Raw genomic sequence first — 16,432 nt, forward strand, 5'->3', positions numbered from 1 at the left:
CAACGGATCAAGAAATACCGGGGGGAATCGGCACCGGCTCGCGCAGCTCGCCGCCCTCGATGCGGTCCCGCAGCTCCAGATCGACCTCGCTGGTGCGGTCCTTGCGGTTCGGCAGCAGGTTCGTGACCAGCACCATCAGGCATCCGAGCCCGGCGTAGAGGGACAGCACGAGCAGGTGCGCGCCGATCGGGGCGGCCGGGAAATAAAGATTGTCGCGGACCGCCTGCACGCCGGCCCCGGTCGGCAGGTTCTCGCCGAGGAGGCGGCCGAACCCCGGCAGGAACTCGGGCAGGATGCTCGCGCCGGAGATGACCGTGCCGACGGTGAAGTAGAGACCGCCGAGCAGGGCGCCGCCGGGGCCGAAGAGGGCCACCGCACCGGCCGTCGAGCCGGTGATAGCCAGCGACAGCAGCGCGAAGATGCCGAACATCTCCGGGTGGTTCGCGTCCGTGCCGACGCCGAACCAGGTCATCGACCAGAGCACCACGGCCGCCGAGCCCAGCGCGTACACGATCAGGGTGCCGAGGTGGCCGAGGCCGCGCTTCCAGGAGCGCCGGGTGCGCGGGATGAGCCGGCCCAGCCCGACCGAGGCGATGGTGCCGCCCAGCGCGAGCGCCTGGGTGAGGAAGCCGAGCGACGCGCCGTTGACGTCGTCGGCGGGCAGCGCCACCACGTCGGTGACCGCCGGTGCCGCGGCGAGCGCCCGCGCCTGGGCGACCGAGATCGTGTCGCCCTGCGCGGCCAGAGCCGCGAGCTGCTCGGCGTTCTGCTGGCCGACGACCGAGGTGTAGGTGGCGCGCATCAGGCTCGCGGCGGCGGGACCGGCGGCGGAGGCGAGATAAAGGTGCGGTTGTGCGGCGCTGGCGTCGACTCCGCCGTACACCTCGCGGCTCTTGATCCCGGCTTGCAGGTCCGTGACGTTGGCGTAGCCGCTGACTGCGAAGACGCCGTCGCGCTCCAGCAGCTCGACGATCGGCGCCCGCTTGGCGTCCGGCGCGATCAGGCCCACCGGTACGTCGTGCGGCGTCGCCTTGTGGCCCATGCCCAGGTAGTAGGCGGTCAGGCCCAGCTGTACGGCCACGCCGACCAGGCACACCACCAGGGCGAACCGGCGGAACTGGCGAACCGACTGGATCTGCTGGTCGGAGGACATTCACCCAGCATCGCGGAGAGCCCCGGGCGGGCGCAGGTGATCGTCGATCATGCCGAGCAGGGCCCGGGCGGCCGCGCCCGGCGCGCGGACCGCCGAGGTGGCGACCCCGAGCGGCCAGTCCAGGTCCGCGTCCGCGACCGGTACAACCACAAGGTCCACTTCATCCGGTACGGCGAAACGCGGCAGAATCGCGATGCCCAGCCCGTGCCGCACGAAGCCCGCACCGGTGCTGATGTCGACGACCTCCAGCGACACGTGGCGCTGCACCCCGGCCGCCGCGAACGCCCGGTCCACCACCGTGCGGTTGCCGAAGCCCACCGGGAAGTCCACGAACTGCTCACCGGCCAGATCCTCGACCCGTACCACCGGCCGTCCGGCGAGCCGGTGACCGGCCGGGAGCACCAGTTCCATCGGGCGCCACAGCAACTGCCGCAAGTGGACCCCGGCCGGCGGGCGCCCGGGCACCGAGACCAGCGCCAGGTCCAGCCGGCCGTCGGTGAGCGCGTCGACCAGGCCGCCGGAGCCCCGGGTGGACACGGTCAGTTGCAGCGTCACCGCCGGGTGGGTCCGGTGGAAGCGACCCAGCAGCGCCGGCAGGTCGACGAGCCCGATCGCGGTCAGCGTGCCGATCCGTACGGTGCCGCGCAGCCCGCCGCGGACCTCGTCCACTGCGTCCCGGGCAGCCCGGGCGGCGTCGAGCGCGGCCCGGGCCCGGGGCAGCAGCGCGGCACCGGCGTCGGTGAGCGCGACCCGCTTGGACGTGCGTTCCAGCAACGGGGCGTCCAGCTCGTGCTCCAGCGCCTTGATCGCCGCGGAGACGCCGGACTGCACGACGTGCAGCCGGGTGGCGGCCCGGGTGAAGCTGCCCTCCTCGGCGACGGCGACGAAGTAGGTGAGGTGACGAAGCTCCATGCGCTCAACTATCGCATTCGGTGATAGGTACGAGCAGAAACCTTCGTTGGACGTGATGCTGCGCGTGACGCACTGTGAGGACATGACCGTTACTGCTCCATCCCAGTCGCCGCGGACCCGCCAGGGCTCCGCCCGGCACGGCACCGGCTTCTGGCTGATCGCCGCCGTCTTCGCGATCTCGATGGCGTTCTCCACCGTGCCCACCCCGCTCTACCCGCTCTACCAGCAGCAGGACGGCTTCTCCCCGTTCACCGTGACGGTCGTCTTCGCCGTGTACGCGGTCGGCGTCGTCACCAGCCTGCTGCTCGGCGGCCACGTCTCCGACTGGGTCGGCCGCAAGCGCGTCCTGCTCCCGGCCCTGGCCCTGGAGGCCGTCGCCGCGGTGCTGTTCCTGGTCTGGCCGGCCCTGCCGGGACTGCTGATCGCCCGGTTCGTCACCGGCCTCGGCGTCGGCCTGATCACCGCCACCGCCACCGCGTACCTGCTGGAGCTGCACGTCGCGCACCGGCCGCACGCCGGGCGGGGCCGCTTCGAGCTGATCTCCGCGGCCGCCAACCTGGGCGGGCTGGGCACCGGCACCCTGGTGGCAGGGGCGCTGGCGCAGTTCGTCGACGCTCCCCTGCGTACCCCGTACCTGGTCTTTCTGGTCCTGCTCGCGCTCAGCGCGGTCGCCGTCGCGGCCACGCCCGAGACGGTGGTCGCGCCCGCCGTCGCCCCCCGCTACCGGCCGCAGCGGATCCGGGTCGCCGCCGCCGACCGGCTGGGTTACGCGGTCGCCGCGGCCGGCGCGTTCGCCGGCTTCGCGGTCTTCGGCCTGTTCACCTCGCTGGCGCCCAGCTTCGTCGCCGGCTCGCTGCACCGCCCCGGCCGGCTGCTCGCGGGCGTCGTGGTGTTCCTGGTCTTCGGGGCCGCGGCCGGAACCCAGGCCGGCTCGACGCTGCTCCGCCCGGCCCACCGGTTCACCGCCGGCCTGGCCGCCGAGGCCGCCGGGCTGGTCGTGCTCGGCGCCGGGATGCACCTGTCCTCGCTGGCGCTGTTCCTGCTCGGCGGCGCGGTCGCCGGCGGCGGCGCGGGCCTGCTCTTCAAGTCCGCGGTCGGCGCCGTCGCGGCGATGGCCGAGCCCGCGGTCCGCGGCGAGGCCCTGGCCGGGCTCTTCCTCATCGCCTACCTGGGCCTGATCGGCCCGGCGCTGGGCCTGGGCATCGCGACCCACTTCCTGCCGGCGACCACCGCGATGCTGTGGTTCAGCGGGGTGCTGCTGGTCCTGCTGGGCGTGACCGCGCTCAGCTCCGCAGCGCCCGGTCCAGCTCGGCGAAAAGCCGCTCCGGAGGGTCCGGCTCAAGCTTGATCCAGAGAGCGCGGCCGGCCTGCCAGGCCGCGCTCACATCCTCATGGGTACGCGAGAGCGCCGCGATCGTGGCCACGCTGAGCTCGGCCTCGGCCTGCCGCGACGGGGTGAGCCAGTGCTCGGTGCGGCCCTCGGCCAGCCGGGCCATCCACAGCAGATGGCGCTGGGCGTGCGCGAGGGCGTCCCGCTGCCGCAGCACCTCACCGCGCTGCCCGACGTGATGGGCGAGCAGCAGCCAGTTGGCGAAGCGCCCGCAGACATCCGCCGTACGGTCCGGGACTCCTTGCGGGCGTGACTGCTCCAGCAGCCCGTGCCGATCGACGACCGGCACGATCTCGCCGCCCGGCCAGTCGCGGACGGAGGCGATGTCCGCGGTGCCGGCGAAGTGGAACTCGCCGCGGATCAGCCCCGGGAAGAACGCCACGTGCGCGCCGAACTCGTTGCGGACCAGGTGGGTGACCGGGCTGACCTGCTCGATCCAGGCCCGGGGGTCGGCGGGCCCGGCGGTGAAGAACATCCAGAACTCGATGTCGCTGTGCTCGTCGGCCGTGCCGTCGGCGAACGAGCCGTACATCAGGGCGGCCTCGATCCGGCTGTCGGCGCGGCACACCTCCCGCACCCGTTCGATGAGGCGGACCTGCTCAAGCAAGGTCGGCCGGGTTCGTGTTCGCGCCGCAGAGCAGCACCACGACCCGCTCCCCCGGCTCCGGCACGTAGGCACCCGAGGTCAGCGCGGCCTGCGCGGCGGCGGTGCCGTGCTCGACGACGATCCGGTAGTCCTCCCACAACTGCCGCCTGGCCTCCACGATCGCCTGGTCGTCCACCAGCACCGACGGCAGCTGCGCCGCGGCGGCCGTCCGGTAGGCGATCGTCCCGGCCCGGCGCGCACCCAGGGAGTCGGCCGCCACTCCGGAGACCGGGATGTCCACCGGGCCACCGGCCTCGAGGGCCGCGTGCAGGGCCGCGGAGGTGACCGGCTCGACCGCGACCACCCGGGCCCGGTCGTGCAGGGCGGCGGCGACCCCGGCGATCAGGCCGCCCCCGCCGACAGCCACCAGCACCGTGTCGAAGCCGTCCGGCAGCTGCTCGGCGAGCTCCAGGCCGAGGGTGCCGTTGCCGGCCACCATGTCCGGATCGTCGTAGGCGTGGCAGAACAGGGCCCCGGTCACCTCGGCCTGCACGACCGCGGCCTCGTACGCCTCCGCGTACTCCTGGCCGACCTGGACCACCCGGGCGCCGAGCTTGGCCAGCTTCGCCACCTTGACCGGCGGGGCCGTGACCGGCACGTAGATCTCGGCGGCCACGCCCAGCTCGCGGGCCGCGTACGCCGCGGCGAGCCCGGCGTTGCCGCCGGAGGCCGCGATGACGCCCGCCGCCGGCAGCCCGTGCTCGGCCGCGGTGAGGATCCGGTTGAACATGCCCCGGGTCTTGAAGGACCCCGCGTGCTGCAGGAACTCCAGCTTCAGCAGCGCCGGCCCGTCCCGGAACACCGGGGTGCGCCTGATCCGCCCGGCGATGCGGCGCGCGGCGGCCTCGACCTCACTGGTGGCGATCACCGATCAGTTCTACACGACGCCGGACCGGTACGGGGCCCCCACCGGTACGGCCTCACGTTCCCCCATCAGGCGCGCCAGATCCAGCAGCCGGTGCGAGAAGCCCCACTCGTTGTCGAACCAGCCGCGCACCTGCACGCCGCCGTCGGCGCTGGTCTGGGTGCCGGACGGGTCGAACAGGCAGGACGCCGGGTTGTCCCGGACGTCCACCGACACCGTCGGGTCGGGCTCGTAGTCGAGCACGCCGCCGAGGAAGCCGGCCGCCGCCTCGGCCATCGCCCGGTTGATCTCGTCGCGGCTGACCGGGCGGTCGGTGAAGCCGGTCAGCTCGGCCAGCGAGCCGATCGGGGTGGGCACGCAGTAGTAGCTGTAGCGCACCTTGCCGAGCTGCGGCAGCGCGACGCTGAGCAGATCACCGGCGACGTGGTTGTGCGGGATGATGCTGTCGTGCACGGCCCGGCCCAGCCGCGGGTCGTCGCGCGAGGAGCCGGTGAGTGAGTCCTGCGCCTTCTGCCAGCCCTGGATCGCCAGCACGACCGAGGTGTGCACCGAGCGCAGCCCGAAGCGTTCCAGCAGGACCTTGGCCATCACCGACAACGCGTTGACGCCGCAGGAGGCGGGCGAGACGACGTCGTGGCGGGCCGGGTCGTACAGCTCGTGGTTGGCCCCGTAGACCAGCACCGCGTCCGGGTCGTCGGCCGACGCGCTGATGACGACCTTGCGGGCGCCGCCGCCGGTGATGTGGTCCCGCGCCCCGGCGCCGCTGCGGAACCGGCCGCTGGCCTCGATGACCACGTCGACGCCGGCCTCGGCCCAGGGGATGCGGCCCGGCTGCGACTCGTTGAACGCCCAGATCGGGCGATTGTTGACGATGAGCTGGCCCGGGGCGGCGGACACTGTTCCGGGGAATCGCCCGCGCACGCTGTCGCGTTTGAGGCCGTATGCCAAACGGTCGACCGGAGCGATGTCGTTAATGGCGGCGACGGTGATTCCCGTGTCCGCTGAGGCACCGACAATACGCATCACACTGCGGCCGATCCGACCGAAACCGTTGATGCCGATCGCGATACTCACCAAGAACTCCCTACGGCCGGTTGGTCGACGGACTTACCGTGGCGCGACCGTACCGGGATCCTACCCAGTGAGCACTCGCCGTCACACTGCAGACACTATGAGTGTGCAAGTTGCACGTCAACCGGAGCGGGCGGAGGAGAAACTCACATGTCGGGCACCCGGTGCGACGGTCCGAGCGAGCAGTCTACTCACCCGCAGGTCCGCCCTGGACACTGGTGACTACCTGCAAATACTCCCCATCCGGCCAGCGGCGGACCCCCTCTGACCTGGTCCCTTGAGTAATCGAAGGACGTCGACGAAGCACCTGCCGAGCATGGCTCCGGCAACCCCACATCGAACGGGTCCGGTGAATAAGCGCAGGTGAAGGGCATTGAATCGTTACGATGGCGACACCGGTATAACCGAACCTTTACCGCCCGATTTTGATCGTCAACTCTTTCGACGGCCGACCGGCCCGTCCACCATTCAAACCCTGCCTCGCAGACGAACCCGGCCGTCGATCCGCAGCCCGACCGGCGAACCGTTCCCCGGCGTTTGTCACCGGCCGGTCCGACGCGGCGGTCCGACCGTTCACCGAAATTGGCACAGTTCATTCATGCCGGCGATGTCAGTTGCCGCTACCACAACCGGAGCCGCCACAGCCGCCGCCGTCGAAACCGCCACCGTCGCCGTACCCGGACATGCCATCGGTGCCGGACCCGCCGCGCTTGAGATCCCACCTGCGGCCGGTGAGGGCCTTACCGGCACCGCCGAGATGCTGCAGGCAGACGGTGCCCTTCAGCTCGTAGCAGACGCCCCGGCCGCCGCAATCAGCCAGATAGCGCCGCCCACCCGCGACGGCGACCTCCCGGTCCACCCGGAACAGCGCCGGCAGCAACCCGGCCTCGCGCGGCTCGTCCTCCTGCGCGAACCGGAAGGTGGCCGCCAGCTCACCGGGCCGGCTCGCGACGGCGGGCATGACCGGACGCCCGAGTGCCGTGGCACAGAACTCCGCGTACTCCCGGGTGTGCAACTCGAACTCCCGGCAGAACTCGTCGACGATCACGGATGGCATGACCAGCTGTGCCTTCGGATGCCGGGCGGCGAGCCGGAACCACTGCCGCGCCGCGGCCTCAACCGACCGGACGGCATCACCGGACAGCTCCCCGTACCGGAGGGCGAACCGCTGCCGCACCCCACTGGGAAACTCGTAGGCGTCGACCGCGGAGACCCGCCGGCCGCTCTGCCTTACCCGGAAAACCGCCATGCACCCAGCGTGAGACCACGCCGGGCCGGCGTCAACGATCCTGACTGTCCGGCGGCGGCAGCAGGTCGGCCCGCCGCTCGATATCCATGGCCTGCCGGGTGACCTCATCACCGAGCCGATGCAATCGCCGCCGCGTCTCGGCATCCGGGGAATCCTCGGCGCTCTCGTGCAGGATCGCCTCGCTGCGCTCGAGGGCCTCAGCGGTCTCATGCATGGCTGCGGCGGTGCCTCGCTTGTCCTTCTGGTTCGCGGTCACAGAACGCTACGTACCCGCTCGGCCCTCCGACAAGCATCAGCCGGGATCACCAGGTCGGCGACGACGCCGTAGTGGTCACTGACGGTGCTGTCCAGCTGATCGAAGCCCGGCGCACAGCCGCTGACGGCGAGCGTGGGACCGCCCGCACGCAGGGTCAGTCCAGCTGGGTGAACGGTTCTCGCAACCAGGGCTCACCTCGACCGCCCCGGTAGGCCTCGAAGCCTGGCTGAAGGTCGACCAACTCGGCCAGGGAGGGGTCACGATCAACCAGCTGCCCGATGCATGTCACGACCACCGCACCCGGCTCGTTCAGGTCATTGACTCCGTCACCGACGCTCCAGGAGTTGTCAGCAGTGTGGAAGACCTGACGGACTGGCTCGGTTCCGTCAGCACAGTGCGCAGGACAACTGAGCCGAGGCTGTCCGGGAACCGCCCGTCCGCGAAGGGGAACGGCAGGTGCCGGAACACCTCGTGCTTCTCGTGCTCATACGAACCGCCGGAGGCGGCCAGGCTGTGATCATGCACCGGGCCACCGTAACGGCATTCGGACGAATAGATCCCGGTGACTCTGGGATGCCCCGCCGTCCTGCCTGAGTAAGACCTGGTCAGAGCCCATAAGCAAGGACCCGGCAGGAAGGCGACGGACGAGTCGACCTGTACGCCAGATACAGGTGTTGGCGATACCCTTGACCTGCGCAAATGTTTTCTGACGAAGGTCCCATGCCGTCGCTATGCCGTCAGAGACTGTCTGGGCCGTCGAACGGGTCATCGAAGACCTGACGGGCGCGCAGGTAGCTGGACGGCATGGGCAGGCAATCATGGTAGGCACGGAGTCATGGTCGACTTGTGCAGCAGCAAAGCACAGCAACCTATCGGACGTCGTCAGCACCGACGAGACCGCTGCAAAGCGTCTGGCCTCGTACGCGGCTTGATCCAACCAAACCGCCGTGACTCGATCGGTCACGGGTAGCGGACGACAGCAACAGTGACAGCAACCGGCACGGATTTCCCCCGGTCGGAGTGATCCACCAGCAGACAACCGTCCGAGGTTACAGCCGCGTACGGACGTGGCTGGACGAGCCGCCCAGGACTTACAAGCGAAGGGTCGTAAGTTCGAAGGCACGGGCTGCTGCCGCGCATTGACCAGCCCGGCAGCTTAGGCAGACTGCCAGATCACTGTGAAGGGTGCCGCGGGATAGTCGTCGCCGACAGGTACCCACACCGCAGGATACTCGGCCGGCGGCTCACCCCACTGGACGCTCGCAATGGCCTTTACGGGGAAGGACTAGAGGATGAAGATGCGCTGCTGACTGCCGTCCTTGCGCGTAACTATGAGCTCGCCTTCCCCGTCGTTGAGTAGGTTCTCGACGAGCGCATAGACCTGGACCGCCCGGTTGAGGACGTCGGTCTTGCCGAGGCCCGTCTCCTCAGTAAGCCTCTGTAGATCTCGGTGGGACCGCTTCGTCAGGTTGACGGTGACCCGGACTAATCCGTTGCCTCCAGAACCTTCGGCGGTCGGCTTCTCCCCGGTTGGTGGCGGAGGATTCTCGCCAGTCCTCGCCGTGCCGTCCTGTTCCACGAGAGAGCCAGCTGGGTTCGACACGACTTCTACCTCCTGCATCTCTGACCCTGGGTGACTGGGCCATCACTTCACTGTAACTAATTCCGTCTTTTGCTGCTGTCTAACGCACGACATCGCAGACGAGTGCGCATACATCAGCAGCATTTTTGGATCCACCGTCACACCTACTGTCCGGCGTGTCGGTGCATCAACCATACAGAGATCATTCTCGTGCCAGTCCCCCCTTCCGTCACGAAGTTGTGGACGAACGTCTATGTTCCCAGCCCGCTGCCTTCTGTGTGTGACCAACCTATCACCATTAGTTGCAATAACAACAGTTGAGCTTGTTTACAGTTTAGGTCCGACAGACTGAAAGGTCCGACTCTTTAGTGCATACTTCAGTCATACGTCTGCTGCATCTGGTAGGGCAATCCGATGACGCGTGATGCTAAAGTGACTGCCACAGGGCGGCGCCTGCCGCCCTCCCGCTCAACACAGTCGTTGGACGGGCTTCCGAAAGGGTGGACGGTCAATGCCCATGCCCACCAACGGAGAGGAGGGGAGCGAACCGGAACTCGTCCGAAGCGACGACTTCCTGGCCAACCCCTCTGATCCACGATCGATCCCCTCGGCAGCGAGCAGCCCAGAAGTACTGGTCGCTCGCAACCGGATGCACGCGCTGGGGATCAAGCTCCGCCTCGCCATCCGGCGAGCTTTTACTCAGCGTCACCCCGCTCCGCTTGTCTTCGAAGACGACGTCACCGAAGACAACATCGCGGACGGATTTGCAAACCCCATCCCCACCATCGACGCCAACCCGTTGATCATCCGGCGACCCCACCAGGGCATCGAGGACAACGCGGCGAACGACCAGGGCGACACCACGTTCTGGTTCGGCGTCAAGGTGCTCGAGAGCCTAGAAGTCATGGTCGGCTTCATCACCTCCAGGGCGTACCTGATACGCGCGTTCGTCTTCCTGGTCGTGGTATCAGCAGCGCTCGGAACCGTGGCCCTGCTGAGCCTTCTCATTCCCGATGTACCTGACCCGGTTCTGGCCGTCTCACTCTGGGGATTCCTCGTCCTCCTCGTGGGAGGCCCGGTGTTCGGCATCGGATTGTGGTTCGTCGACAAAAGACACGACCAAAGCGGCGACCGTCGCGAACGCAACAGGCGCGACCACCGCTGACGTTCCACACATCAACACCCGCCGGCCGACGGAACCAGCAACACGGTGGCCACAAGCCGCCCGCTCTCCGTCAGCCGGCGTCCCTAACTTCTGCACACCACGGGAGCTGATCATTGTGGTCGTCATGGAAAGGCCGGCGATGGACGCCGCCCCAGACCACCGCAACATCCGCGATGCCGCCGCCCCGGCAGACGCCTGGAACTTCAGGTGGAAAGTCATCCTGACCCTCCGCCTAGACTCGCTGAGCACCTACGAAACACACCGGACCGTCAACACTCCCGACGAACTCTGCGAACTCGTGCTGCACAGCAGCATGGATCCACGAATCGTCGCCTACAGCTACCACCGCTACGCCACCCTCAACACCAACACCGCCCCGACATCATGCCGATGGTGCGACGAACCGTTTACAGAAATGGCACCACGGCAGGAATGGCGAAACTGCACGTGCGGAGTCCATGTGATCTACACCTGCACAGCCTGCGGGTCCGGTGAGGTCTTCCCACGACCGAGCCACGCATGCACTGAGTCAGTTGCCGACTTGAAAGAACTCGACCCGACCGGCGAAGCACCGGACTTCTGAGGTCCGCACTCATGGAGATCCCGAGATCTCCCTCGCGCCTGAGGGGGATCTCGGCGACCGTGGTGCGATCACGTCGACCCAGCGTCATAGCGATGCACCTTGGCTGCTTGATGAAGGCGAACATCCGAGCCACGTCCGGTGTCTTGCCAAGGGCGGTTGGCCCCTGAGGCCAGCACGCACCAGGCTCACACCGAATCCCATGCCGTCCTCATGCCGTCATGCCGTGCACAAGCCGACAAACGTGGCCAACAATCACCACCAATGATCATCGATGACTGACCATATGTCCAGCTCAGAGTCACGGCGAATGTGTCGACCAGGTGGGCGACGGACGAGTCGACCTGTACGCCGGATTTTGTGCGCGGCGGCCTTTCGGCCGCCGGCGGCGGTCATCCATCTAGGCGTGCCGTTGCCGGCATGCTCTTGCGGCCTACCCGCAGACTCGGGCGAGCAGCCCTCGAATGCCTGCGCCGGCCCCCGCCTCGCGGCGGTGGCCTTGCTTGGCCTTGCTCCGGGTGGGGTTTACCGAGCCACCCCGGTCGCCCGGGGTGCTGGTGGGCTCTTACCCCACCGTTTCACCCTTACCGGCACGAGGCCGGCGGTCTTTTCTCTGTGGCACTTTCCCGCGGGTCACCCCGGGTTGCCGTTAGCAACCACCCTGCTCTGTGGAGTCCGGACGTTCCTCGGCGATGCTCCCGGGGGAACACCGACGCGACCGCCCGGTCAACTCGTCCGTCGCGTGACCATCCTACCGACGCCGCCGACGCGCTCGCGGGCGACGGACCAAAAGCCGCACCCAGGCCCCGCCGGGGGCCGACACCCGGGCCTCGAACCAGCACCTCCCACCCCCGGCCCGTAGATTCTTCGGCATCATGGATCTCGCCCACATCGTGCTGCTGGTCGCCGCCGGTCTCGCCGCCGGCGTGGTGAACGCCATCGCCGGTGGCGGCTCGCTGATCACCTTTCCCAGCCTGATCGCCGTCGGCCTCCCCTCGGTCGACGCCAACGTCACCAATTCCACCGCTGTCTTCCCCGGCTACGTCTCCAGCGTCGTCGGCAGCCGCGCCGACCTGGCCGGCCAGGGACGGCGGCTGCGGGCCATCATCCCCACCAGCCTGGTCGGCGCCACTCTCGGCTGCTTCCTCCTGCTCGGCACGCCCGCCCGCGCCTTCGAGGTTGTCGTGCCGTTCCTGGTGCTCGGCGCCGCCGCCATCCTCTTCTTTCAGGACCGGCTGAAGGGTCTGGTCGGGCGGTCGACCGGCGAGAAGAAGGTCACCCTGCAGGTCGTCGTCTTCGTCGGGGCCATCTACGGCGGGTATTTCGGCGCCGCGCTGGGGGTCATGTACGTCGCGGCGCTTGCTTTGGTGCTGGACGAGACGTTGAATCGGATCAACGCGCTCAAGAACGTGCTTTCCGCCGGTGTCGGGCTGGTCACCGTGGTGGTTTTCGCGTTCTTCGCGCCGGTGCACTGGGGTGCGGTGCTCGCCGTCGCCCCGGCCACGATCGTCGGCGGCTATGTGGGGGCGCGCATCGCACGCCGGCTGCCCGCGCGGGTGTTGAAACTGCTGATCGTCACCTTCGGGACCGTTGTCGGGCTCATCCTGTTGTGGCGGGCGTTCCGGTGAAAGCAGGGAAGGACAGATGGCGGACGACGAATCGGCTCTCCGGGTCATCGAGACCCAGGTGGCCATGCTCATGCGGCTGGGTGAGGCCACCCGCCGTTCCGCGCCGCGGCCGCATCGTGCGCTCGACCGCGCCGCGTACGTGATCCTGCGCTTCCTGCAGGAGGCCGGCCCGCAGAATGTCTCCGCCGTCGCCACCCGGCTCAATCTGGACGGTTCCACGGTGACCCGGCAGGTCGGTGCCCTGCACCGCGACGGCCTCGTCGTGCGTACGCCTGATCCGCTGGACGGCCGCGGCAGTGTCGTGGCCGCCAGTGCGCATGGCCTCGCGCAGGTGGACGCCGTGAGCAAGGCCCGTCGTGAGGTCTACAACGAGGTGCTGCGGGAGTGGACAGCCGACGAGCGACAGGAGCTCGCCGGCATGTTGGAGCGGCTGACCCGGGACATGGACACGTACCTGAAAGGCCGCGGCCCCGGATAGGACATCCGGGGCCGCGGATCGCGAGCGGGTCGGGGTCAGGTGGAGGAGCTGAGGGTCTCCGGAGTGGTACGGGCCTTCTCCAGCCGAGGGTCGCCCTCGTCGGCGAAGTAGTCGTCCGGTTCGGTGCCGTCGACACCTTCCGGGGTCTTCATCGCCCGCAGGATCAGCGTCACGATGACCGCGACGAGCAGGTTGACCGCGACCGCCACGAAGCCGACGTAGATCGTCTTCGGGGTGTCGAAGCCGAACTTCTCCATCGGGAACGCCGAGCCGCCGAAGTGGGCGCGTTTGGTCGCCGCGTTCGGGATCTGGTAGAGCATCCACAGCCCCAGGCCCATGCCGGCCGCCCAGCCCGCGATCAGGGCGTTGCGGTGCAGCCACCGGGTGTAGAGGCCGATGGCCACCGCCGGCGCGGTCTGCAGGATGATGATGCCGCCGATGAGCTGCAGGTCGATGGAGAACTGCGGGTCCAGGAAGATGATGAACGCGACCGCGCCGACCTTCACCACCAGCGAGGCGATCTTGGCGACGCTCGCCTCCTGCGCGTGGGTGGCGTCCTTGCGCAGGTACTCCTTGTAGATGTTGCGGGTGAACAGGTTCGCCGCCGCGATCGACATGATCGCCGCCGGGACCAGGGCGCCGATGCCGATGGCGGCGAAGGCCACCCCGGCGAACCACGACGGGAACTGCTGGTCGAACAGCAGCGGCACGACCGTGTTGCTGTCGACACTGCCGGCCTTGGCGCCGGGCAGCGGCTTCACCCCGGCCGAGATGGCCATGTAGCCGAGCAGGGCGATCAGGCCGAGCAGGAAGCTGTACGCCGGCAGCGCCGACATGTTCCGCTTGATCACGTTGCGGTTCTTGCTGGCCAGCACGCCGGTGATGCTGTGCGGGTACAGGAACAGCGCCAGCGCCGAGCCCAGGGCCAGGGTGATGTACTGGATCTGGTTGTTGGCGTTGAGCGTGATGCCGTCGCCGGGCGCCGGTGACGCCTGGAACTTGGCGTTGGCGTCGTCGAAGATCGAGCCCCAGCCGCCCAGCTTGTACGGCAGGTACAGCACCGCCACGATGATCACGATGTAGATCAGCGTGTCCTTGACGAAGGCGATCAGCGCCGGCGCCCGCAGCCCGGACTGGTACGTGTACGCGGCCAGGATCGCGAACGCGACGATGATCGGCGCGTGCCGGGCCAAAGCGCTGTCCCCGGTCACACCCATCGTCTTGAGCACCGCCTCGATGCCGACCAGCTGCAGTGCGATGTACGGCATGGTCGCCACGATGCCGGTGATGGCGATCAGCAGCGCCAGCAGCGGCGAGTCGAAGCGGGTGCGGACGAAGTCGGCCGGGGTCACGAAGCCGTGCCGGTGCGACACCGACCAGAGCCGGATCAGGATCAGGAAGAACAGCGGGTAGATGACCACCGTGTAGGGCACCGCGAAGAAGCCCGCCGCACCGGCGCCGAAGATCAGCGCGGGCACCGCGACGAACGTGTACGCGGTGTAGAGGTCACCGCCGACCAGGAACCAGGTGATCCAGCCGCCGAAGCTGCGCCCGCCGAGTCCCCACTCGTCCAGGTGCGCCATGTCGGTCGGCCGGCGCCACTTGGCCGCGACGAAGCCCATGGCGCTGACCAGCAGGAACAGGAAGGTGAAGACGACGATCTCGGTGATGTGGTCACTCATCGGAGGCCTCCGGCGTTGGGGTGCGGTCCCCGGCGGGGACGGCCGGTGGTTTCCGGGTCATCTGGTAGACGATCGAGGTCGTGATGACGCCGACGAAGATGAACGAGAACTGCAGCCAGTAGAAGGCCGGAAAGCCCCAGAGCCTCGGTGAGTCGAAGTTGTAGAACGGGGTGATCAGCGGGAGCACGATCGGTATGACCAGCAGCCAGTTCCAGGGACTGCGATCGCTGCGCGGTGCGGACATCAAGGCCTCCTCATCGGAGCTCAGACGAGGTGGTGACCGTGGTCACGGCCATCGCCGCAGGTTACCGAGAGGCTTCTGCGGCGGTGCGCCAGGCCGTGATCACCCTGCGCCGAACGGCCGGGGCGGTGCGCCGAACGGCACACCACCCCGGCCGGAGGACCTGCTACCGCCAGGGGGTCCAGAGACCCGCCGAGATGGTACGGGTGAGCGAGGCCTTCTCGTCGTCGCCGTCGAGCGACCACATCATCGCGCCACCCAGCCCCTCGGTACGGATGTACGCCGTCTTCTGCAGGATCTGCGCCGGGTCGTCGTACGTCCAGAAGGTCGTGCCGTCGAACAGCCACGAGTGGCCGGAACGCCAGTCGCGGTGCACCTTGAAGCCCTGCGCGGGCAGGTTCTTCAGGGTCTTGTAGTCCTCGGTGCCGACCGCGAACTTGCCGGGCGCACCGCCGGTGGCCGGGGCGAACAGACCGTTGCCGGCGGCGCTGATGCCGGTCCAGCCCTGGCCGTAGTACGGGATGCCGAGCACGAGCTGGCGGCCCGGGGCACCGCGGTTACGCCACGCGTCGATGGTGCCGTCCACGGAGAAGTCCGGGTTGTCGGGCGCGCCGGGCGGGACCCGCAGGGCGGACTGCTGGTTGGCCCGGGCCTCCCAGGAGCCGTGGAAGTCGTAGCCCTGCACCGTGCCGAAGTCGAGGTACTTGAAGATCTTCTTCGCCTCGAAGCCGGCGTCGATCTTGGCCGGAGCGGCCGGCAGGAACGCCGTGAGCTCGTAGTGCTTGCGGGTCTTGCGACCCAGCGCGTCGAGCTGCCGGCGGAACTCGGCGGTCAGCAGGGTGAAGTTGCGCTTGTCCTCGGGCCGGATCACGTTCCCGGCGTTGCCCTCGGAACCGGGCCACTCCCAGTCCAGGTCGACACCGTCGAAGATGCCGGCGGCGACGCCCGCGGACAGGCCGGGCAGGTTGCCCTTGATCCACAGGTCCACGCAGGAGCTGACCAGCTTCTTGCGGGACGCGTCGGTCAGGGCGGCGTCGGAGAAGGTCGCCGAGCCGGTCCAGCCGCCCAGCGAGATCAGCACCCGCAGCTTCGGGTTCTTCTTCTTGAGCTCGGCGAGCTGGTTGAGGTTGCCGGCGATCGGCTGGCCGGCCACGTCGGCGACGCCGTCGACGCTGAGCGCGTCGGTGAACGGCACGCCCCAGTCGGCCCACGAGTCGGCCGACTCGCAGACGCCGGCCGCGGTGACCGGGCCGAAGGCGTAGTTGAGGTGGGTGAGGCCGGCGGCCGCGCCGGACTGCTGGACCTTGGCGAGCTGGAAGTCGCGGCCGTAGATGCCCCACTGGGTGAAGTATCCGACCTTGACGTACGACTTCTTCTGGTGTGCCTGAGCGGTGGTGGGTGCGGCCGTGACGCCGACCAGTACGGCGGCGCCGACGGCCAGCAGACGACGGGAGAATCCGCGCATGAGCCCTCCAGGGGCGGACGGAGCTTGTCGAAGAGGAATGGTGAAGAAACTTTCCTAATCGAGGAAGCT

General features: G+C 68.7%; 16 protein-coding genes and 1 other RNA gene. 5 read left to right on the top strand and 12 right to left on the bottom strand.

Going from position 1 to position 16,432, the window contains the following annotated elements; genetic code table 11:
* Positions 1-7 precede the first annotated feature (7 nt).
* The gene (locus tag ACWEOZ_RS22945) at positions 8-1,153 is read right to left on the bottom strand and encodes a hypothetical protein (protein WP_451912718.1); all 1,146 of its coding nucleotides are present in this window, start codon (positions 1,151-1,153) and stop codon (positions 8-10) included.
* Positions 1,154-2,065 (bottom strand): LysR family transcriptional regulator, encoded by a 912-nt coding sequence (locus ACWEOZ_RS22950; RefSeq protein ID WP_451912719.1) that lies wholly within the window; start codon positions 2,063-2,065, stop codon positions 1,154-1,156.
* A gap of 82 nt (positions 2,066-2,147) precedes the next feature.
* Here ACWEOZ_RS22950 and ACWEOZ_RS22955 point away from each other — a divergent pair, with 82 nt between their 5' ends.
* Complete coding sequence (locus ACWEOZ_RS22955; RefSeq protein ID WP_451912720.1) at positions 2,148-3,413, top strand: MFS transporter; 1,266 nt, start codon at positions 2,148-2,150, stop codon at positions 3,411-3,413.
* Here the strand turns inward: ACWEOZ_RS22955 and ACWEOZ_RS22960 are convergent.
* From ACWEOZ_RS22960 to ACWEOZ_RS22985, 6 genes are all read right to left on the bottom strand, one after another.
* Positions 3,349-4,062, bottom strand: a complete 714-nt coding sequence (locus ACWEOZ_RS22960) for a hypothetical protein (RefSeq protein WP_451912721.1) — start codon at positions 4,060-4,062, stop codon at positions 3,349-3,351. The genes ACWEOZ_RS22955 and ACWEOZ_RS22960 overlap by 65 nt on opposite strands.
* Positions 4,055-4,969: a threonine/serine dehydratase gene (locus ACWEOZ_RS22965; protein ID WP_451912722.1), complete on the bottom strand. Its 915-nt coding sequence runs from the start codon at positions 4,967-4,969 to the stop codon at positions 4,055-4,057. The genes ACWEOZ_RS22960 and ACWEOZ_RS22965 overlap by 8 nt, the downstream gene beginning before the upstream one ends.
* Before the next feature lie 9 nt (positions 4,970-4,978).
* Entirely contained in the window at positions 4,979-6,040 is a 1,062-nt protein-coding gene (locus ACWEOZ_RS22970) for a type I glyceraldehyde-3-phosphate dehydrogenase (RefSeq protein ID WP_451912723.1), read from the bottom strand.
* A 607-nt stretch (positions 6,041-6,647) separates the two neighbouring features.
* On the bottom strand, positions 6,648-7,286 hold the full coding sequence (locus tag ACWEOZ_RS22975; protein ID WP_451912724.1) for a hypothetical protein: 639 nt from the start codon (positions 7,284-7,286) through the stop codon (positions 6,648-6,650).
* A 31-nt stretch (positions 7,287-7,317) separates the two neighbouring features.
* Positions 7,318-7,542, bottom strand: coding sequence for a hypothetical protein (locus ACWEOZ_RS22980; protein ID WP_451912725.1), 225 nt, complete (start codon positions 7,540-7,542; stop codon positions 7,318-7,320).
* 1,285 nt (positions 7,543-8,827) lie between these two features.
* Positions 8,828-9,163 carry a hypothetical protein gene (locus ACWEOZ_RS22985; protein ID WP_451912726.1) on the bottom strand — a complete coding sequence of 112 codons (336 nt, stop codon included), beginning with the start codon at positions 9,161-9,163 and terminating at the stop codon, positions 8,828-8,830.
* Between the two features lie 478 nt (positions 9,164-9,641).
* Between ACWEOZ_RS22985 and ACWEOZ_RS22990 the strand changes: the two genes are divergently transcribed.
* Positions 9,642-10,289: a hypothetical protein gene (locus ACWEOZ_RS22990; RefSeq protein ID WP_451912727.1), complete on the top strand. Its 648-nt coding sequence runs from the start codon at positions 9,642-9,644 to the stop codon at positions 10,287-10,289.
* Between the two features lie 124 nt (positions 10,290-10,413).
* On the top strand, positions 10,414-10,872 hold the full coding sequence (locus tag ACWEOZ_RS22995) for a hypothetical protein (RefSeq protein ID WP_451912728.1): 459 nt from the start codon (positions 10,414-10,416) through the stop codon (positions 10,870-10,872).
* A gap of 328 nt (positions 10,873-11,200) precedes the next feature.
* Here ACWEOZ_RS22995 and rnpB read toward each other — a convergent pair.
* Positions 11,201-11,603: RNase P RNA component class A (gene rnpB / locus ACWEOZ_RS23000), an RNA gene on the bottom strand.
* 141 nt (positions 11,604-11,744) lie between these two features.
* Here rnpB and ACWEOZ_RS23005 point away from each other — a divergent pair.
* Together ACWEOZ_RS23005 and ACWEOZ_RS23010 are read left to right on the top strand one after the other, a co-directional pair.
* Entirely contained in the window at positions 11,745-12,497 is a 753-nt protein-coding gene (locus ACWEOZ_RS23005; RefSeq protein ID WP_451912729.1) for a sulfite exporter TauE/SafE family protein, read from the top strand.
* 16 nt (positions 12,498-12,513) lie between these two features.
* On the top strand, positions 12,514-12,975 hold the full coding sequence (locus tag ACWEOZ_RS23010) for a MarR family winged helix-turn-helix transcriptional regulator (RefSeq protein WP_451912730.1): 462 nt from the start codon (positions 12,514-12,516) through the stop codon (positions 12,973-12,975).
* Between the two features lie 35 nt (positions 12,976-13,010).
* Here the strand turns inward: ACWEOZ_RS23010 and mctP are convergent, their stop codons facing one another.
* The 3 genes from mctP to ACWEOZ_RS23025 all read right to left on the bottom strand — a co-directional run bounded on the left by mctP (position 13,011) and on the right by ACWEOZ_RS23025 (position 16,363).
* Positions 13,011-14,657, bottom strand: coding sequence for a monocarboxylate uptake permease MctP (mctP, locus tag ACWEOZ_RS23015; RefSeq protein ID WP_451912731.1), 1,647 nt, complete (start codon positions 14,655-14,657; stop codon positions 13,011-13,013).
* Positions 14,650-14,901, bottom strand: a complete 252-nt coding sequence (locus ACWEOZ_RS23020; RefSeq protein WP_451912732.1) for a DUF3311 domain-containing protein — start codon at positions 14,899-14,901, stop codon at positions 14,650-14,652. Before ACWEOZ_RS23020 ends, mctP begins: the two co-directional genes overlap by 8 nt.
* Before the next feature lie 163 nt (positions 14,902-15,064).
* Positions 15,065-16,363, bottom strand: a complete 1,299-nt coding sequence (locus ACWEOZ_RS23025; protein WP_451912733.1) for a glycoside hydrolase family 18 protein — start codon at positions 16,361-16,363, stop codon at positions 15,065-15,067.
* Positions 16,364-16,432 lie beyond the last annotated feature (69 nt).

It is taken from the genome of Actinoplanes sp. NPDC004185 (genome assembly GCF_053603475.1).